Raw genomic sequence first — 18,272 nt, forward strand, 5'->3', positions numbered from 1 at the left:
ATATGCATATTTTATTTATTGGTTATGGTAAAACATCTCAGCGCGTTGCTAAACACTTATTTGAGCAAGGTCACCACATTAGCACAATTAGCCGTAGTCCAAAAATGGATTGTTATGCAAGCCACTATATTCAAGATATACACTATTTAGATTTGACTCAGCTTGATCCAATTGATTTGGTTTATGTCATTCTTGCACCTTCGCAGAGCGGCATAGAAGCATATCAACAAACCTATGTTGATAGCGTTGAACCGATTGCTAATGCTCTCAAAAATCATCCTATTCGACGTATCATCATCGTTTCTTCGACACGAGTTTATGGTGAAAATGCAGGGGAGCGAATTGATGATGAATCAATGATTCAACCCATCGATGAGCAGGGGCATCTGCTTCGGAAGATGGAGTTGTTGTGGCAATCACATTATCCGCATCAGAGCATTATTGTCCGACCAGCAGGAATTTATGGGACCTCAATTGCTCGTTTAAAAAAGCTTGCTGAACAAACACTGACTTATCCAGCCATACATTTTAGTAATCGAATTCATATCGATGATTTAGCTAAGTTTTTAGCATTATTAGCTGTTATAGATGTTGTTGAATCAAGTTATATCATCAGTAATAACAATCCTTTACCCATGCATGAAATATTAAGTTGGTTTCAACAATATTTAAACTTGCCTCAGTTGCAACTTTTGTCTGAGCAAGTAACTGGGAAGCGAATTTATGCAACTCGATTGCCACAAACGGGATTTAAATTTGAACATCAGATTTGCTTTAATGACTATCAGACGCTGTTGTCGGTACATGATAATGAAAAATAATTAGATTAAACTGCAAGACAATTTGAATAGTTGGTATAGATTTTGATGATAAAATACCAACAGACTCCGTAAAGGAACTGCCTGAGTTGTGCACATGGTTTGTGATGAGGCATTAAGGGGTGGATATGAGAAAAATAATTTTTACGATGATGCTGGGATTGGTGGCAACAAACAGTTGGGCGGGCGCACAAACATGGTGTGTGTTTGATCCATTGGGAACTCAGGGCGATATTAGTCGTCGTTTACAAGATATTCGTCTCTATGCACTTCAACATAAAACTCAGTTAAAGTTTGATACTTTTAAGGATGAAAAAAATGCGATTCAGGCATTTGATCAAAATAAATGTTCAGGTTTAGTGGCATCTAATTTTCATACCTATCGTTACAACCATTTTATGGGAAGTACCGGTGGAATTGGTTTGATTTCAAACAATCGTGTTGCACGTATGTTGTTGCAGCTATTGACCAATCCAAATGTCGAAAAACGTATGCTAGATCAAAATTATGAAGTGCTAGGCATGATTCCAATTGGCACGGCATATATGACCATGAATACTCAGCAGATCAGGAAAGTTTCACAATTAAAGAATAAGACCATTGGTATTTTGGAAAATAATCCGCCTCAATTGGCATTGGTACAAAGTGTATCGGCAAAACCTGTTTATGTGGATTTTGCTACGGCAGTTGATTCTTTCAAGCAAAAGAAGATCGATATATTGGCTGCACCAGCGTATGGCGTATTACCTTATAACTTGAAAAAAGAGTTTGGTGAATCGACCCAAGTTGTCAATTTTCCAGTCGCGTATTTCGCAATTAATATTGTGATTCGACCTCAAGCGTATCCCAATGGTTTTGGACACCAAATCCGAACTTGGTTTGTAAAAAATAGTAATGTTTTAGCTGCACAAGCAATGCAATGGGAAAATCATTTACCAGCGTATTATTGGGCTGATATTTCGGGTTATGAAAAGCAGGGCTATGAGGCGCTGGTTGCTAAGATTCGTAATCGTTATGTGGATTCCGGTTACTACGATGCCTATTTTGTCGAGCTAATCAAACGACTCAGATGTCTAGATGATCCGAAATATTTAGAATGCCGCAAATAAATTGGGTTAGCCAATTTTTTTGACTAACCCATCAAAAGTGAATACCGAAACATTAAGCTTTCTTGCGTTTTAAACGACGTTTTGCCTGTTGAGAAGCCATTGCTTCTAAAGCGGTTGCAAGTTCTTTATCTGTAAATGTTGTAATGTGCTGCAACATCTGCAAGGTCGCCTCATCCAGCACCAATTGAGCACCTGCCGCCATCTCACTAAAGTTGTCATCATATTCAATGAAGCCCTGTTCATTGTTGCGAATATAATTCTGCTGAGTTAGCACCTTAATAAAGCTTTGGAACAGTGCCTTGTCAAAGAACTCTGGTGAGTTAAATTCATACAGCACAGACAGACGTTGACCCAATAAGTGACTCAGCTCCTCAACCTGTTTGGTGGAGATATTGCCAGAACCACGTTGGGTGATCAGTGCAAGCGTCATGTAGTAACGCTCTAAGCTTTGTTTAACTGGCATGCCTAAAGTCAAAAGTTTCTGATGCTCTTCACTGTTTGGTGTTGGGCTAAATAAGTTGCTATCATGATCTTGGAAAATTAGACCAATTTTAACAAGTGCGTTGATATAGTTATCAATGTGCTGTTGCAATTCAGAAGCTTTCCACTTCATGAATAATTCGGCTTTTAAGAATGGATACAATGTACGAATCACATTGCTTAAATCTGTTTTATTAATCTTACCGTTATGTTCAACCAATGATGCAACCAGTGATGGTAAGACAAAAGCATGTAAGATGTTGTTACGGAAATAGGTTAATAAAACGGCTTGATTGTCTTCTATGGCAATAATATCACCTAGAACATGCTGCACACGTTTGATTAGTTTGAGCTTTAAGCCATAAGCAATGATTTCTTTACCTGATAAAGAAGTGACTTGTGTGCGTTCGTCATACGGTTGTTGAGTCGCTAAATCACGATAAATATCAAGTTGTTTCGCACAGATCTCTTCATCTAATGTATGTTTTGGTGTTGCTAATAAGATCAAAGATAATAATGAAACAGGGTTGATGACCACTGCGCGATTAATATTTTCTAAAATAACATTAGCTGAGCTTGAAACAACATTTGATACTTCAGCTGGAATTGGCGCATCATTTTTTTCGATTTGAATTTTATCCGCATTATGCTGCTTTAAAATATCATCGAGGAAAACAGGTTCACCAAAGTTAACGTGTACCTTGCCAAAAATTCTTTCAATTTTACGTAAAGTTTTGACGATACCGAAAATTGATTCTGCTTCTTTTGGCTTACCTTGCATTTCACCTACATAAGTTGAGCCTTCCATCAAGCGCTCATACCCAATATACGTCGGTAAGAATACGATTGGCTTAGCACGACCACGTAAATGACCATGTACGGTCATTGCAAGCATACCTGTCTTCGGTGGTAGCAAGCGACCAGTACGTGAACGACCACCTTCAATGAAGTACTCGATAGGCGTATTGCGTGATAGAATGCTGTATAAATATTCTTTGAATACAGATGTATATAGTGCATTTCCGCGGAAAGATCGGCGTATGAAAAATGCACCACCTCCACGTAATAACTGACCTACAAAGGGTAAGTTTAGGTTATCACCCGCAGCAATATATGGAATCATCAAGCCACGTTTGTAAATCACATAAGACAGTAATAAATAGTCAATATGGCTACGGTGGCAGGGTGTGTAAATAATCTCATAGTCTTTCGCAAGTTCGCGAACTGTACTGAAATTATGAACTTCAACGCCGTCATACAGTTGTGTCCATAATCGTGTTAAAGCCATATCTGCGAAGCGTACTGCTGACGCTGAATAATCAGAAACGATTTCATTGACATAGCCAATTGCGCGGCGTTCTGCCTCAAGCATGCTGATTTTATGCTGAATGCTTTCACGGCGAATGGCATCCTGTACATCGGGTGCCTTAATGATAGACTGCATCACGTTGCGGCGGTCTGACAAGTCAGGCCCAAGTACCACTTCGCGTTGCTGGTCTAGGTAGCCATCTAGTGAACTTGCGATATACGTGGCAGGAGAGATGTTTGGATGATGTCTCTTGGCATAATCTACCAATTCACGTAGAGATTGAGGTTCATGGAATTCTAAATATGAATCACGCCCATGTAAGCCAATATTCATGAGTTGCTTAACAGTACCTGGTGTTGCCCAAGTATCAGAAAATAATAATTTAAACCATGAATCTTCTTTATCAGGTGAGCGTCCCCAAAGTACTGTAACGGGAACTAATTGAACATCTACTTCTTGATTTTGTTCTAATGCTTCGATCAACTGTAGAAGGCGTGGGGGATATGTTTGAGTATTAAAAAAGTTATTTTCATTCTGATGTAAAAATAGAATCGAGTTTTTTTCATGATAAGTTCCAAAACTCATGGCATCCAAAGCTGGCTTTAGATGAAGGCGACGTGTTTCACCATCAACTACCAGAGCATTACTACGTGAATAATTTTGTAGTACATAGCAAATCACTTTATTTGAATCTGGTGTGCTTTGCTCAGTTGTTGTTGATTCTGTAGGAACTTCACCAAGAACATGTGGAGTGACCACAAGGTCAAGTAACTTACTCGACAGTTGGCGATACATTTGACCAAATCCAGTCTTGGACATTACAGACTCCTAAATGATAACCTTGAGCATGAGGCGTTGTTATAGTGCCGTAAAACCACAGCGTACGGCATAGCTCGATGAACACAAACGTCAACACGACATTCTGCGATATTCTGTCATGAAACGATATGTTATTTTCTGACAAAATATAGCGTATTTGGTGGATTTTATCGTTAAAAATCGTATTTTTAGCGCTTATAAATAAAGATTAATGTGACGGATGAATCATTTTATCCTGAGCATATTTATTGGAATTTGTGGCACAATCGAAATGATCAATCCTGAATGGATTAGTTGATCTCTCCTCATTGATGTTGGAAGGCTATTACATGAATGCGTTAACTCAAGAACTGGTTGAGCTTTTGACTTTGGAAAAGTTGGAAGAACATATTTTCAGAGGCAACAGTCGCAATTTGGTTGGGAAACGAGTATTCGGTGGGCAAGTTCTTGGACAAGCATTAAGAGCGGCATCATATACCACAAACCGTCCAGCACATTCGTTGCATGCTTATTTTTTATATGGTGGTGATGTCGATGCACCGATCATTTATGAAGTTGATCCATTGCGAGATGGTAAAAGTTTTGCAAGTCGACAAGTGCGTGCGATCCAACATGGACGTACAATTTTCTCGGCGATGGTATCTTTTGCCAATCCAGAAGAAGGCTTAAATTATCAACATAAAGAACCAGAGTATCCGAGTCCTGAAGAGCTGAAGTCTGAGAAAGAATTAAAGGAAAGTATGCTCAATTTCGTCCCAGAAAATGCACGTACGAGTTTTATGCGCGAACGTCATGTTGAAATCAGACCAACTCGACCAGTTAATCCTTTTCAGCCGCAGCCTGAAGCACCATATTATGCGCACTACATTCGTACCCATGATCGTATTGCAGAAAATGTTGATGACGTGTCATTACATCAAGCCATCGTTGCGTTTTATTCAGATTTTACTTTGATGACCACAGCACTGCGTCCACACGGGTTATCTTGGATTTCGCCAAATTTACAATGTGCAAGCATTGATCATACCATTTACTTCCATCGCCCGTTACGTGCTGATGATTGGATGCTTTACGATATGGAAGCAACGATTAGTGCCAGTTCACGTGGTCTGAATTTTGGACGCATGTGGCAGAATGGTCAGCTGGTATGTAGCACTGTGCAAGAGGGTCTAATTCGATTGAGAGAAATTGAAACCCAGTAAATTCGATTTGAAAAATTCAAAAAAAAGCCATCGTTTAGATGGCTTTTTTTGTCATAAGGTTGTGACAAAAAATTGCTCGATTCTTCAATGTGAGCGTGCCATAGTACCCACAAGCTAAAATATTTTATTAATCAGAATGAATTTAAATACACAAATTCTAATCGCAGCCGTACTGGGTGTTATATATGGGTTCTTCTTAACTTTGTATCCGCAGACTAGTTTTGCTGAACATAGTTTGTATGGGCTGGGGATTTTAAGCAGTATTTTTATTGGTTTACTAAAAATGTTGCTCATCCCACTTATTTTTAGTTCGATCGTTGTAGGTGTTTCAAATTTACAGGCTGGTGGACAATTTGGACGAGTTTGGAAAATTACAGCATTAAGCTGCCTCACGACGACAACCTTAGCTTTGATTTTAGGGATTAGTTGTGCACATCTATTTGAAGTAGGCAAAGGCGTAGATATTCAAATCTTCCAAGAAGCCATGCAAAACCATCAGACGCCAGATACGCTGACGCCTTCAAGTTTTCTGACCAGTTTTATCCAAAATACCTTAATCAATCCTTTTAAAGCATTTAGTGAGGGTAATGTACTTGCAGTTGTGGTCTTTGCGTTATTCCTTGGAGTCGCATTAGTCAAAGGGGGTGAAAGCTTTGGTTTGGTTCGCAATACCTGCCAACAATTCTTTGTCATGATGATGATGCTTGTGGGTTGGGTGATGAAGCTAGCCCCAATCGGTATTTTTGCATTGCTTGCTAAATTGATCGCGACCGAAGATCTTTCCGTGTTAAGTCGTTTGGTGGAATTCGCAATGGTTGTCACAGGAACAACGATTTTTCACGGTGCTGTTGTTTTGCCGGCATTACTTTGGATTTTTGGAAAAATGAATCCAATCACTTTCTTTAAAGGTGCACGCACAGCTTTGGTCACTGCATTTGCGACCAGTTCAAGTTCTGCGACGATGCCACTCAGTATGAAATGTGCACAAGAAAATTTAGGTGTGCGACCACAGACGGCAGGATTTGTGATTCCTTTAGGAACACAATTAAATATGGATGGTACTGCACTTTATGAGGCAGCCGCTGCTTTGTTTATTGCAAATTTGATGGGCTTGGACTTGAGCTTAACACAGCAAATTATCATATGTTTAACTGCCATGATTGCTTCATTGGGAGCACCAGGTATTCCCAGCGCAGGTATGGTGACCATGATTATGGTTTTACAATCAGTTGGTTTGCCTGCGGAAGCGATTGCGATTTTATTACCGATTGATCGAGTATTAGATACTGTACGAACAGTAGTGAATGTACAGGGTGATATGATGATCAGTGTTGTTGTTGATCGTTATGCTAAGCAAGCAGAAGTTGAATCAAGTTGATGCGATTTAAGAAATAAAAAAAAGCAGGAGAAGACTCCTGCTTTTTTATTGAAATGCTTATGCAGCTTGTTGTAAAGCGCGTTTTGCTGCCGGTGAATTATTTAAATAATTCACCGCATCTTGAGTATTACCTTCTTTCACAGGATTATACCAAGGCATGAGATAGTCGATTTGTTGAGCGACTAACCAAATTGGATTTGGTAAAACCTGATTATCTTGACGACCAATTTTGTACCACTCCATCCAAACCCATGGTCTAAATAAACTTGGTTTTTTGTCGGTAAAACGAGGATCTTGATCCATGATATGTGCCGCGCCATCCACCCACAAGCCCAGTACGCCAATAATCACGGCAACACTGAGGTAGTAGCGTGCGATATAACCTCCGCCCAAATGACGGTAAAGGTCAAAGGCAACGGTACGATGTTCGATTTCTTCAGAACCATGCCATTTAATCAGATCAATCATTTCAGGATCGGCACCGAGCTCTTCCCAACGTTTGTTATACAGTGCGTATTTACCCAATACACAAGTCATGTGTTCAACTGTTGCAATGATGCCTAGACGGAACAAATCCCATTGATGGTCAAGTATTTTAGGAACTTCTTTACCAAAAGGCTTATCAGCTAAAGCTTTGTTAAATAAGAAATCCATAATATCGAGATTACGCTGAATATCAATATTACGTTGGCTAAGATATTCTTTGTTCGCAGACGTATGTGCAACCGCATGCATCGCTTCTTGGCGAATAAATGCTTGAACGTCTTGTTTTAATTTTTCATCAGTAATTTCTGGAAGAACTTTGTTGTATAAGCGGCAGAACCAAAACTCACCAGCAGGCAAAATATTGTTAATTTCATTAATAAAATAACTGGCATAAGGCTGGTTTGGAATCCAATCCACTGGTGTTTTTTTCCAGTCAAATTTCACTTTGCGTGGGAGAATTTTATAGTCAATCGAAGAACCAAGCACTTTGTTCTTCATAAATGATAGTAATTTCATCGTTCAGTCCTAATCGATAGTGCAATGAACCAACACTAAGCAGTATATGAAAACTACTTAGTGTTTGTGTTTAGCAATTCGGGACAATTAGAAATTATTTAATGCATCAAGTTGTATAAAATGCATTATTTATTCTTCGACGTCTACTTCTGAAGCTTCTGGGATCTGATCAAGGTCAAATTCTGCTGGTTGATCAAGTGTGAAATTTAAACGGCCACCCATGACGCTTGCTAATTCTTCTAAACCAATTCGATTGAGTGAAGAGAATAATTGAATCGAGAAATCAAGTTTCATTTTCTTCAACTGCTGCTTAATTTCTAATAGTACTTTATTGGCAGGGCCACGGTTTAATTTATCGGCTTTAGTAAGCAGGATATGCACAAACAAATGGCGTGAATGTGCCCATTCCAGCATCATTAAGTCAAAATGTTGTAATGGATGGCGGATGTCCATTAACAGTACTAAGCCTTGTAAGCTTTTACGATGGATTAGATAGTTCTCAAGTTCTTTCTGCCATACGATTTTCATGGCTTCAGGTACAGCCGCATAACCATAACCTGGTAAATCGACCAAACGTTGATCTGGATTACCTAAGCTAAAAAAGTTAATCATTTGCGTGCGCCCCGGTCTTTTTGAAGCGCGTGCGAGTTGCTTTTGATTAGTTAAAGCATTAATTGCACTCGATTTTCCTGCATTGGAACGTCCTGCAAATGCGATTTCATAACCTGTATCTTCTACGCACAAATCCAGTTTAGGCGCACTCATCAAAAATTCAGCTTGGCGTAACCAAGTCAAAGACTGCACTGCATATGCGGTTACAGCAGGATCAGTCTTTTTTTCATAACTGATTTTTTGTTTAGGTGCGAGTTTGGCTTTGGTGTCTTTCGATTTTTCACTACGACGCATAGAAGCTTACTTTTTGAATTGAAATAGCAACGACTATTATAAAGGATGTGAGAGATTCGTGCGAATCTTGATGTTTAGGCTTTTTGAACGAGTTGTAAAAAATCAATATTTGAATTTGTAGAAGAGGGAAGAATGCCATATTGCACCACTTCTCCAAGTGTATATTGATCAAGGCTTTGATAAAAACATTCTAAAGCTTGATCCAAAATACTTTTAAGTCCGCAATGAGAGCGTAAAACGCAAGGTGGCGTATTACATTCTACGATTTGATGATTGCCTTGTAAGATACGAACAATCTCACCCAATTTTAGACTTTTAGCCTCTGGATTTAAACGAAGTCCACCGCCTTTGCCGCGAATCGTTACAATCCAATGCTGTTTTCCCATGAAGTGAACGATTTTCACTAAATGGTTTTGGGATACATGCAAGTCCCGTGCAATATCTGCAATCGTATACGGTACATCACTCGGACGAGCGACATACATTAAAATTCTGAGTGCATAATCAGTAAACTTATTGAGTTGCATGGGTTTTCACTCAATTTATTGCTTTAAACAGAAAGGGCTAGTCTAACATAGACTAGCCCTATGCAAAACGCAGCAACGATTAGCTGAGTTTTACGCCACCCGTACCGAATGCTTCGCTATGGATATTTTCAGCAGGGATGCCACGAGCAACTAAAGCTTTATGCTGCTCTGCCATAAATGGCATTGGACCACACAGATAATAGTCTGCATTGATTGGCAGTAAAGCGGCATCCATCGCTGCTAAATCCAGACGGCCAGCAACGTCATAATCTTCACCTAGCACATCACTTTCATGTGGGAACTCATAGGCAGTAAATGTGCTCAGGCGTGGATATTTTGCCTTTAACTCATGAATATGCTGTTTCATGGCATGCACCTGACTGCTACGGCAGGCATGAATAAAGCTGACAGGCTGAGGCATATCTTCTGTCACTAATTGATTCAGCATAGCAATCATTGGCGTTAAACCTACACCACCACTGATAAACACATTACGTTTTTTGCTATCAATCAGGTAGAAGTTGCCTGTAGGTGCAGACACCTCAATTTCTGAACCCTCAGCCAAGCCATGTAAGGTGCTTGATACCCAACCACCTGCTAACTCACCTTTTTCATCCTCACGTTTGACTGAAATACGTAAGTAATCTGCTTGAGGACTTGTTGAAAGGGTGTATTGACGTGGCTGTCTTAAACCTAGTTCCTCAACAAATACACGGACTGAAATGTATTGACCCGCTTCATATTTAGGTAATTCACCACCATCCACAGGAGCTAAATAGAATGAAGTAATTTCATCGCTTTCAACGACTTTTTTGGCAATTTTGAAATTACGCCAACCTAACCAACTGCCTTTGGTTTGTTGATGTTGATCATAGATCGCTTTTTCAGTGCTAATAAATAAGTCAGCTAATTGACCATAAGCGGCCGCCCATGCACCAATCAATGGATCTTCCATCGAGATATTCAGTACTTCACTGATAGAGTGCAGTAGGTTCTCACCCACAATACTGTAATCAGGTGATTGAATATTCAAGCTCACATGTTTGTGTGCAATTAATTCGACCACAGGTAAAAGTACAGAAGGATCTTCAATATTTTCCGCATAAGCTAGTACAGCACCCGCAAGTGCTTGTGCTTGTGCACCACTACGTTGATGTCCCATATTGAAGGTTTCTTTTAATTCGGGGTTATTACCTAACATACGGTTGTAAAAGTAACCCGTGAGTGCCACACCATTTTCACGGAGTACAGGTACAGTTGCTTTTACAAGGTCAATTTGCTGCGGAGTCATGGGTGATCTCTCTTGGCTATCATTTATAAGATATATTTAAAATATACCTTATAAAATTTATTTGCAAGATCTGTTTTGATTAAACCATAAAAAAAATAGGGGATAAATGATTATCCTCTGATTTTTAAAATAATAAAGATTTTTATTTGCCAAATAATGAGCCAAGTAAACCGCGAACGATCTTTTGACCTGTAGAGCCGCCCAAGCTACGAGCCGCACTTTTTGCAAAAGTTCCCACAATATCTTGGGTGAGTTTCTCTCGATCTCGTTGTGCTTTCTCTGCGGCTTTTTGTTGCTCTTTTGCAAAGCGTTCTTGTTCTTTCGCCTGTTGTTTGGCTAAAGCATCTTGTTCTTTGCTTTGCTGCTTTTCTAATTCATCTGCCTGTTTTTGTTGAGACTGTTGTAGCACTTTCTTTTGCAGCATTTCATAAGCACTATCACGATCCACAGCTTGATCATAAACCCCTGCAACAATACTTTGCGAAATAATAATTTGGCGTTCTTCTGGCGTGATTGGCGTAAATGAAGAGTAAGGTGGCATGACCCAACCGCGCTCTACAATTTGCGGTGTCCCTTGCTCATCTAGACAACTAATTAATGCTTCACCTACAGCAAGTTCTGTAATCGCTTGATCAACTTTGAATGCTGGATTGGCTCGAAAGGTATCCGCTGCGGTTTTGACCGCCTTTTGATCTTTTGGAGTAAATGCACGTAAGGCATGTTGCACACGGTTGCCTAATTGCCCTAAGACACTTTCTGGTAAATCCAGTGGGTTTTGGGTAATAAAATAAATTCCCACGCCTTTAGAGCGAATCAGGCGAACTACCTGTTCGATTTTCTGTTGCAAGCCTGGACTGGCATTATCAAATAACAAATGAGCCTCATCGAAGAAGAACACCAGTTTCGGCTTATCCATATCGCCAACTTCTGGAAGCTGCTCAAATAGCTCAGAAAGCATCCATAACAGGAATGTGGCATAAAGCTTCGGGGTATTCATCAACTTGTCGGCAGCTAAGATATTGATATAGCCATGACCATTGGTATCGGTCTGAATAAAATCGAGAATATTCAGGCTAGGCTCACCAAAAAATTGCTCTCCACCTTGATCACCTAAAGCCAGTAAATTGCGTTGAATTGCCCCAAGACTAGCTGGAGAAAGGTTGCCATATTCAGCTTTTAATTCGGCTGCATTTTCGCTGACATAGGTCAGCATGGCTTTAAGGTCTTTGAAATCAATTAATAAAAGCCCTTGATCATCTGCAACGCGGAAAACGGCCGAAAGAACGCCTTCTTGTGTGTCATTCAGATTGAGTATTTGTGCCAAAAGTAACGGACCAATTTCTGAAATTGTGGTACGAATAGGATGACCTTGTTGCCCAAATAAATCCCAAAAAATAACAGGGGAAGCAGCAAATGGAATGGGTTCAAGTTGTAAGTTTTTTAAACGCTCATCAAATTTGGGGTTGCTACTTCCTGCTTTAGCCAAACTAGAGACATCACCTTTAGCATCTGCCAAAAAGACAGGTACGCCCAGCCGTGAGAAACTTTCGGCCAATACCTTCAGAGTCACTGTTTTACCTGTGCCTGTCGCACCTGCAATTAAACCGTGGCGGTTTGCAAATTGAGAATGTAAAACAATATCTTGCGTTGTATCTGTGGTTTTTTTTGCAATAATAATGGGTGTATTCATTCTTCACCTATGCTTTATTTCATTCGAGTTGTTTTAGTGCGTTTTGAATATCTTGGATTAAATCGTTTGGATGTTCTAGTCCTATGCAGAAGCGAATCAATAAACCTTGTTGTAAATGTGTATTTTCTAGTTCTCGCATCTGTTTTAAATTATAAAGCATAACAAGGCTGACAGGGCCGCCCCAACTGAATCCCAACTTAAATAAGTTTAAGCTATCGCAGAATTTTCGAATCGCTGCGAGATCATATTCAGGTTTGAAAATGACACTGACTAAACCTGCACTTTTTCCTGTTTCACAGACTTGTTGCCAAAATAAATGGCCTGCTGAGTTGGTATCACTTGGATGTAAAACTTGGCAAAATTGAGATTGTTGCTTTAGCCAATCAAGCACTGCTATTGCACTGTTAGATTGTTGTTCATAACGAAGTGGCATATGAGCCAAGCTGCGTTGAATTTGTGCGGTATCATCGCCTGAAACACAGATCCCTTGGGTTGCATGCATACGGTACAGTTTATGATGTAATTGCGGATCTCGTGTAACCACTGAACCCATTAAAATATCGCCACCACCGCTTGGGTATTTGGTGAGTGCATGTATAGTGATGTCCACAGACAAATGCTCATCTGAAAAATCAAAGGCATTAAAGGCCAGTCCAGCACCCCATGTGTTATCCAATGCTGTCAGAACCTTCGCTTGCTGTGCTTTTTTAACCAGATTTTTGAGGTCGGGAAATTCTAAGGTGACAGAACCTGCCGCCTCCAGCCAAATTAATTTAGCTTTTTCAGTTGGTTGAAAGCTATTCGCATCAATTGGGTTGTAGATTTTGACGTGAATGCCGTAGCGGTCTTGCAGATTCTTTAAGTGTTCCAGATTTGGGCCATAAATATTGTCTGCAACCCAAACTTCATCCCCTGAGCTTAAAAAAGTACTATTTACTAAATTGATTGCAGATAAGCCACTGGGTGCAAGTAAACAATAATTTCCACCTTCAATTCGAGCAATATTATCTCCTAATGTAAACGTCGTCGGTGTACCGTGTGTGCCATAACTATAATCATAAGGGTCAGTCCAGTGGCGATCAAAAAGGTGCGCTGTTGTTTTAAAAATAATCGTTGATGCACGAAATAGGGGAGGTTGAATCGTTTCTATGTATTGGGGAGCTTGGCGTGGTGCATGAATGAGTGTGGTTTGTAAGCTATTTTGTTTAGTCATGGGGCAAAATTAAATCAATAGAATGATTTAGGTTAAGAGAAAATATCGAATCCTGCTAGTCATTTGCATATTTTGTACAGAATCGTTACGAATCAAAGCTTTTAGTCAAAACTGGCTTTATTTTTGCTAAGACTAATTATCATTCTAACTACAATAGGTTTACGCGCATGAAGTCGCATTTAAGAGTGCATTATTTTCAGCACATTGCTGGTGAAGGTTTTGGCAGTTGCTATGACTATTTAAAGGAACATCAAGCAAAAATTACCGCCACAGAGTTCTTTGCTTTACCCGTTGATTTATCTCTTGAATTGGAGGCCCTACCTAATATTGATGAAGTTGATTTGCTGATCATTATGGGGGGAACCATGAGTGTGAATGACGAAGCAAATTATCCTTGGTTAAAATTGGAAAAAAGATGGTTAAGACGTTATCTCTCTGCGGGTAAACCTGCGATTGGTTTATGTTTAGGGGCACAACTGATTGCTAATGCACTTGGTGCATCTGTGAGTCGAAATCAACACCAAGAACTGGGTTGGATGGATGTAGGTCGTGTTTCACACATACCCGAAAATTATTTTCAAATACCAGAAAAAATTAACATTATGCAGTGGCATAGCGAAACCTTCGAAATACCCCGTGGAGGAGTCCGTTTAGCGCAGAATAATGTTTGTCAAAATCAAATGTATCAAATTGGGCGCAATGTACTGGGGTTTCAATTTCATCCTGAAATAACACCACATGCTTTGCAATTATTGATTGAAAATGAAGAAGATAGTGCGGTATTTAATGGTGAATATGTTCAGCCAATCGCAGAATTAAAAAAAACGATTAAAAGTAAGTTTGAACAGGGTAATCAATTACTAAATCGAGCAATAGAGTATGTGGTGAATGCTTAATCAACTATAAAACTAAAAAAATAAAAGAAGAATTGCATAAGACTTAAACAATCGTTATAATGGGCGACCCTCAAATGGAGGGCGTTCACTACGAAGAAAGTAGTTAACGCATTACAGTCGTGGCATCGATCATGACCTTAGTGATTTTCACTGCCCTTGACACTTGCCAATAAGGTGAGGTGCGTCATGGGTGATTCTTTATATTTTTGGCTTGGAGTTTACTGGTATGTCTAACCAGAGAATTCGTATCCGTTTGAAGTCTTTTGATCATCGCCTGATTGATCAATCTGCTCAAGAGATCGTAGAAACCGCTAAGCGTACTGGCGCACAAGTGTGTGGTCCAATCCCGATGCCTACTCGCATCGAACGCTTCAACGTTCTTACTTCACCACACGTCAACAAAGACGCTCGTGACCAGTATGAAATCCGCACTTATAAACGCCTGATCGACATCGTTCAACCTACAGATAAAACTGTTGATGCATTGATGAAGTTAGATCTTGCTGCTGGTGTTGATGTTCAGATCGCTTTGGGTTAAGGCTTTCGGTTAATTAACTCTAAGTTAATTAGGCCGCTTTTTTAGAGGTTTATGCACATGGCTATTGGTTTAGTCGGTCGCAAATGTGGTATGACTCGCATCTTTACTGAAGCAGGTGTTTCTGTTCCAGTAACAGTGATCGAAGTCGATCCAAACCGCATTACGCAAATCAAAACACTTGAAACTGATGGTTATCAAGCAATTCAAGTAACTACTGGTGAACGTCGCGAATCGCGCGTAACTAACGCTCAGAAAGGCCACTTCGCGAAAGCGGGTGTTGCTGCTGGTCGTTTAGTTAAAGAGTTCCGTGTTACTGAAGCTGAGCTTGAAGGCCGTGAAGTTGGTGCTTCTATCGGTGTTGATTTGTTCACAGTTGGTCAAATTGTTGATGTAACTGGTCAATCAAAAGGTAAAGGCTTCCAAGGTGGTGTTAAGCGTTGGAATTTCCGTACGCAAGATGCTACTCATGGTAACTCCGTATCTCACCGTGTATTAGGTTCTACAGGTCAAAACCAGACTCCTGGTCGCGTGTTCAAAGGCAAGAAAATGGCTGGTCACTTAGGTGATGAACGCGTAACAGTTCAAGGTCTTGAAATTGTATCTATTGACGCTGAACGTTCTGTTTTAGTTGTTAAAGGTGCTGTTCCTGGTGCAACGAATGGTGACGTTATTGTACGTCCTACCATCAAGGCCTGAGGGGAAATACTGTGAATTTAAAAACTGTTTCCGGCTCTGCTGTTGAATTGTCTGAAGTTGCTTTCGGACGTGAGTTTAACGAAGCGCTTGTACACCAAGTTGTTACAGCTTACTTAGCTGGTGGTCGTCAAGGTTCGAAAGCTCAGAAATCACGTGCAGACGTTTCTGGCGGTGGTAAAAAACCATTCCGTCAAAAAGGTACTGGTCGCGCTCGTGCGGGTTCTATTCGTAGCCCTATCTGGGTTGGTGGTGGTAAAACTTTTGCTGCTCGCCCACAAGATTGGTCTCAAAAAGTAAACCGTAAGATGTATCGCGGTGCAATGCAATGTATCTTAGCTGAACTTGTTCGCCAAGATCGTCTTGTATTAGTTGAAGAGTTTGCTGTTGCAGCTCCAAAAACTAAAGACTTGCTTGCAAAACTTACAGACTTGAATGCAACTCGTGCATTGATCATTACAGATGCTGTAGATGAGAACTTGTATCTTGCAGCTCGCAACCTTCCACATGTTGATGTGGTTGATGCTACTGCTATTGATCCTGTTAGCTTGATTGCATTTGATAAAGTTGTAATGTCTGTAGCTGCTGCTAAGAAAATTGAGGTAGAACTCGGATGAACAACGAACGTATCTATCAAGTCCTATTAGGACCAGTATTCTCAGAAAAAGCACAAGTTTTAGGTGATACTGCTGGTGTTCAAGTGTTCAAAGTTGCATTAAATGCAAACAAACTTGAAATCAAAAAAGCAGTTGAGCAGCTCTTTGGTGTTGAAGTTGTAAAAATTAATACAACGATCACTAAAGGTAAAACAAAACGCTTTGGTAAAACATTAGGACGTCGTTCTGATGTGAAAAAAGCATACGTCACCCTGAAAGCTGGCCAAGATGTAGAAATGGCTGACTTGGGCGATACCGCTGAAAACGCAGCGGAATAAGGACGAGAATTATGCCAATTCAAAAATGTAAGCCAACGTCTCCAGGACGTCGCTTTGTAGAGAAAGTGGTTCATGACCATCTTCACAAAGGCGCTCCTTATGCACCGTTGGTAGAAGCTAAAAAACGTACTGGTGGTCGTAATAACAATGGTCACATCACTACACGTCACGTGGGTGGTGGTCATAAGCAAAACTACCGTATTGTTGACTTTAAACGTAACAAAGATGGTATTCCAGCGACTGTAGAGCGCATCGAATATGATCCTAACCGTACAGCTCATATTGCTTTATTGAAATATGCTGATGGTGAGCGTCGTTACATCATTGCACCTAAAGGCTTACGTGCTGGTGATAAAGTACAATCTGGTAATGATGCTCCAATTCGTCCAGGTAACTGCTTGCCACTTCGCAATATGCCAATCGGTTCTACGCTTCACAACCTTGAACTTAAAATCGGTAAAGGTGCTCAATTAGCGCGTTCTGCTGGTACTTCAGTTCAGTTGTTGGGTCGTGATGGTTCTTACGCTATCGTTCGTTTACGTTCTGGTGAAATGCGTAAAGTACACGTTGAATGTCGTGCTGTCATTGGTGAAGTTTCTAATCAAGAAAGCAACCTTCGTTCATTGGGTAAAGCTGGTGCTGCGCGCTGGCGTGGTATTCGTCCTACCGTTCGTGGTATGGCGATGAACCCGGTAGATCACCCGCACGGTGGTGGTGAAGGACGTAGTAAAGGTATTCAACCTGTAAGTCCATGGGGTCAAAAAGCTAAAGGGTACAAGACACGTACCAATAAGCGTACGACTAAGATGATTATTCGCGACCGTCGCGTCAAGTAAGGGAATCTGAATAATGCCTCGTTCATTAAAAAAAGGTCCATTCGTCGACGCGCATTTGTTCGCTAAGGTTGAAGCTGCGATTGCTGCTAACAACCGTAAGCCGATCAAAACATGGTCACGTCGTTCAATGATCCTTCCAGACTTTGTTGGTTTAACAATTTCTGTTCACAATGGCCGTAACCACGTTCCAGTAATTGTTACTGAACACATGGTTGGTCATAAATTGGGTGAATTCGCGCCAACTCGTACCTATCGTGGTCACGGTGTTGATAAGAAGTCTAAACGTTAATAGGTGCTATGATGGAAGTAACTGCTAAATTACGCGGTGCCGCTATCTCGGCACAAAAAGCACGTTTAGTTGCTGATTTGATCCGTGGTAAGTCGGTTGCACGTGCGATAGATATTTTGAACTTCAGCAACAAGAAAGCAGCTGTGCTCGTTAAAAAAGCACTTGAATCTGCAATCGCGAATGCTGAACATAACAACAGCTTAGATGTTGATGACCTTAAAGTAACTACGATTTACGTTGATGAAGGCATGAGCCTTAAACGTATCATGCCACGTGCTAAAGGCCGTGCAGATCGTATTACTAAGCGTACTTGTCACATCACCGTTAAGGTAGGGGTTTGAT

Annotated in this window: 19 protein-coding genes; 12 read left to right on the forward strand and 7 right to left on the reverse strand. The window is 40.4% G+C overall.

The features are described 5' to 3' along the window. Nucleotides 1–2: 2 nt before the first annotated feature. Both M5121_RS04825 and M5121_RS04830 read left to right on the forward strand, forming a co-directional pair. Complete coding sequence (locus M5121_RS04825) at nucleotides 3–821, forward strand: NAD-dependent epimerase/dehydratase family protein (RefSeq protein ID WP_249570520.1); 819 nt, start codon at nucleotides 3–5, stop codon at nucleotides 819–821. Nucleotides 822–946: 125 nt separating this feature from the next. After that, nucleotides 947–1,927 (forward strand): putative solute-binding protein, encoded by a 981-nt coding sequence (locus tag M5121_RS04830; protein ID WP_249570521.1) that lies wholly within the window; start codon nucleotides 947–949, stop codon nucleotides 1,925–1,927. Nucleotides 1,928–1,979: 52 nt separating this feature from the next. On the opposite strand, the gene plsB is transcribed toward M5121_RS04830, so the two are convergent. Next, entirely contained in the window at nucleotides 1,980–4,535 is a 2,556-nt protein-coding gene (gene plsB, locus M5121_RS04835) for a glycerol-3-phosphate 1-O-acyltransferase PlsB (protein WP_249570522.1), read from the reverse strand. 329 nt (nucleotides 4,536–4,864) lie between these two features. On the opposite strand from plsB, the gene M5121_RS04840 reads away from it, so the two are divergent. After that, nucleotides 4,865–5,737, forward strand: a complete 873-nt coding sequence (locus tag M5121_RS04840; RefSeq protein WP_004660328.1) for an acyl-CoA thioesterase — start codon at nucleotides 4,865–4,867, stop codon at nucleotides 5,735–5,737. A 136-nt stretch (nucleotides 5,738–5,873) separates the two neighbouring features. After that, nucleotides 5,874–7,115 (forward strand): dicarboxylate/amino acid:cation symporter, encoded by a 1,242-nt coding sequence (locus M5121_RS04845; RefSeq protein ID WP_249570523.1) that lies wholly within the window; start codon nucleotides 5,874–5,876, stop codon nucleotides 7,113–7,115. Nucleotides 7,116–7,172: 57 nt separating this feature from the next. On the opposite strand, the gene M5121_RS04850 is transcribed toward M5121_RS04845, so the two are convergent. The 6 genes from M5121_RS04850 to M5121_RS04875 form a co-directional block, all read right to left on the reverse strand. Next, nucleotides 7,173–8,117, reverse strand: a complete 945-nt coding sequence (locus M5121_RS04850) for a metal-dependent hydrolase (RefSeq protein WP_249570524.1) — start codon at nucleotides 8,115–8,117, stop codon at nucleotides 7,173–7,175. Nucleotides 8,118–8,246: 129 nt separating this feature from the next. After that, the gene (gene yihA, locus M5121_RS04855; RefSeq protein ID WP_178882677.1) at nucleotides 8,247–9,023 is read right to left on the reverse strand and encodes a ribosome biogenesis GTP-binding protein YihA/YsxC; all 777 of its coding nucleotides are present in this window, start codon (nucleotides 9,021–9,023) and stop codon (nucleotides 8,247–8,249) included. 74 nt (nucleotides 9,024–9,097) lie between these two features. Then, nucleotides 9,098–9,550 carry an RrF2 family transcriptional regulator gene (locus tag M5121_RS04860; protein ID WP_004660334.1) on the reverse strand — a complete coding sequence of 151 codons (453 nt, stop codon included), beginning with the start codon at nucleotides 9,548–9,550 and terminating at the stop codon, nucleotides 9,098–9,100. Nucleotides 9,551–9,629: 79 nt separating this feature from the next. Next, nucleotides 9,630–10,841 (reverse strand): NO-inducible flavohemoprotein, encoded by a 1,212-nt coding sequence (gene hmpA, locus M5121_RS04865; protein WP_249570525.1) that lies wholly within the window; start codon nucleotides 10,839–10,841, stop codon nucleotides 9,630–9,632. A gap of 142 nt (nucleotides 10,842–10,983) precedes the next feature. After that, nucleotides 10,984–12,531, reverse strand: coding sequence for a helicase HerA-like domain-containing protein (locus M5121_RS04870; protein WP_249570526.1), 1,548 nt, complete (start codon nucleotides 12,529–12,531; stop codon nucleotides 10,984–10,986). Between the two features lie 19 nt (nucleotides 12,532–12,550). Beyond that, a complete protein-coding gene (locus M5121_RS04875) occupies nucleotides 12,551–13,744 on the reverse strand; it encodes a PLP-dependent transferase (RefSeq protein WP_249570527.1) in 1,194 nt (397 codons plus the stop codon). A 167-nt stretch (nucleotides 13,745–13,911) separates the two neighbouring features. Between M5121_RS04875 and M5121_RS04880 the strand changes: the two genes are divergently transcribed. From M5121_RS04880 to rplV, 8 genes are all read left to right on the forward strand, one after another. Beyond that, nucleotides 13,912–14,640, forward strand: a complete 729-nt coding sequence (locus tag M5121_RS04880) for a type 1 glutamine amidotransferase (RefSeq protein ID WP_249570528.1) — start codon at nucleotides 13,912–13,914, stop codon at nucleotides 14,638–14,640. 226 nt (nucleotides 14,641–14,866) lie between these two features. Continuing rightward, a complete protein-coding gene (rpsJ, locus tag M5121_RS04885) occupies nucleotides 14,867–15,178 on the forward strand; it encodes a 30S ribosomal protein S10 (RefSeq protein ID WP_000070912.1) in 312 nt (103 codons plus the stop codon). A 57-nt stretch (nucleotides 15,179–15,235) separates the two neighbouring features. Further along, complete coding sequence (gene rplC, locus M5121_RS04890) at nucleotides 15,236–15,874, forward strand: 50S ribosomal protein L3 (RefSeq protein ID WP_004777442.1); 639 nt, start codon at nucleotides 15,236–15,238, stop codon at nucleotides 15,872–15,874. A gap of 11 nt (nucleotides 15,875–15,885) precedes the next feature. Then, complete coding sequence (rplD, locus tag M5121_RS04895) at nucleotides 15,886–16,488, forward strand: 50S ribosomal protein L4 (protein WP_004660347.1); 603 nt, start codon at nucleotides 15,886–15,888, stop codon at nucleotides 16,486–16,488. Next, a complete protein-coding gene (gene rplW, locus M5121_RS04900; protein ID WP_004641070.1) occupies nucleotides 16,485–16,805 on the forward strand; it encodes a 50S ribosomal protein L23 in 321 nt (106 codons plus the stop codon). Before rplD ends, rplW begins: the two co-directional genes overlap by 4 nt. A gap of 11 nt (nucleotides 16,806–16,816) precedes the next feature. Continuing rightward, on the forward strand, nucleotides 16,817–17,641 hold the full coding sequence (rplB, locus tag M5121_RS04905) for a 50S ribosomal protein L2 (RefSeq protein ID WP_004660349.1): 825 nt from the start codon (nucleotides 16,817–16,819) through the stop codon (nucleotides 17,639–17,641). 13 nt (nucleotides 17,642–17,654) lie between these two features. Continuing rightward, on the forward strand, nucleotides 17,655–17,930 hold the full coding sequence (gene rpsS / locus M5121_RS04910; RefSeq protein ID WP_004641066.1) for a 30S ribosomal protein S19: 276 nt from the start codon (nucleotides 17,655–17,657) through the stop codon (nucleotides 17,928–17,930). Nucleotides 17,931–17,941: 11 nt separating this feature from the next. Then, a complete protein-coding gene (gene rplV, locus M5121_RS04915) occupies nucleotides 17,942–18,271 on the forward strand; it encodes a 50S ribosomal protein L22 (protein WP_004657676.1) in 330 nt (109 codons plus the stop codon). Nucleotide 18,272 lies beyond the last annotated feature (1 nt).

It is taken from the genome of Acinetobacter sp. ANC5681, from assembly GCF_023488045.1.
Lineage (GTDB): Bacteria > Pseudomonadota > Gammaproteobacteria > Pseudomonadales > Moraxellaceae > Acinetobacter.

Coding starts and splice junctions, on each gene's coding strand:
- M5121_RS04870 (WP_249570526.1), bottom strand. CDS start 12,531: ATGAATACACCCATTATTATTGCAAAAAAAACCACAGATACAACGCAA.
- M5121_RS04845 (WP_249570523.1), top strand. CDS start 5,874: ATGAATTTAAATACACAAATTCTAATCGCAGCCGTACTGGGTGTTATA.
- M5121_RS04850 (WP_249570524.1), bottom strand. CDS start 8,117: ATGAAATTACTATCATTTATGAAGAACAAAGTGCTTGGTTCTTCGATT.
- M5121_RS04875 (WP_249570527.1), bottom strand. CDS start 13,744: ATGACTAAACAAAATAGCTTACAAACCACACTCATTCATGCACCACGC.
- rplC (WP_004777442.1), top strand. CDS start 15,236: ATGGCTATTGGTTTAGTCGGTCGCAAATGTGGTATGACTCGCATCTTT.
- plsB (WP_249570522.1), bottom strand. CDS start 4,535: ATGTCCAAGACTGGATTTGGTCAAATGTATCGCCAACTGTCGAGTAAG.
- rpsS (WP_004641066.1), top strand. CDS start 17,655: ATGCCTCGTTCATTAAAAAAAGGTCCATTCGTCGACGCGCATTTGTTC.
- M5121_RS04825 (WP_249570520.1), top strand. CDS start 3: ATGCATATTTTATTTATTGGTTATGGTAAAACATCTCAGCGCGTTGCT.
- rplW (WP_004641070.1), top strand. CDS start 16,485: ATGAACAACGAACGTATCTATCAAGTCCTATTAGGACCAGTATTCTCA.
- M5121_RS04840 (WP_004660328.1), top strand. CDS start 4,865: ATGAATGCGTTAACTCAAGAACTGGTTGAGCTTTTGACTTTGGAAAAG.
- M5121_RS04880 (WP_249570528.1), top strand. CDS start 13,912: ATGAAGTCGCATTTAAGAGTGCATTATTTTCAGCACATTGCTGGTGAA.
- M5121_RS04860 (WP_004660334.1), bottom strand. CDS start 9,550: ATGCAACTCAATAAGTTTACTGATTATGCACTCAGAATTTTAATGTAT.
- rplV (WP_004657676.1), top strand. CDS start 17,942: ATGGAAGTAACTGCTAAATTACGCGGTGCCGCTATCTCGGCACAAAAA.
- rpsJ (WP_000070912.1), top strand. CDS start 14,867: ATGTCTAACCAGAGAATTCGTATCCGTTTGAAGTCTTTTGATCATCGC.
- yihA (WP_178882677.1), bottom strand. CDS start 9,023: ATGCGTCGTAGTGAAAAATCGAAAGACACCAAAGCCAAACTCGCACCT.
- rplB (WP_004660349.1), top strand. CDS start 16,817: ATGCCAATTCAAAAATGTAAGCCAACGTCTCCAGGACGTCGCTTTGTA.
- M5121_RS04830 (WP_249570521.1), top strand. CDS start 947: ATGAGAAAAATAATTTTTACGATGATGCTGGGATTGGTGGCAACAAAC.
- hmpA (WP_249570525.1), bottom strand. CDS start 10,841: ATGACTCCGCAGCAAATTGACCTTGTAAAAGCAACTGTACCTGTACTC.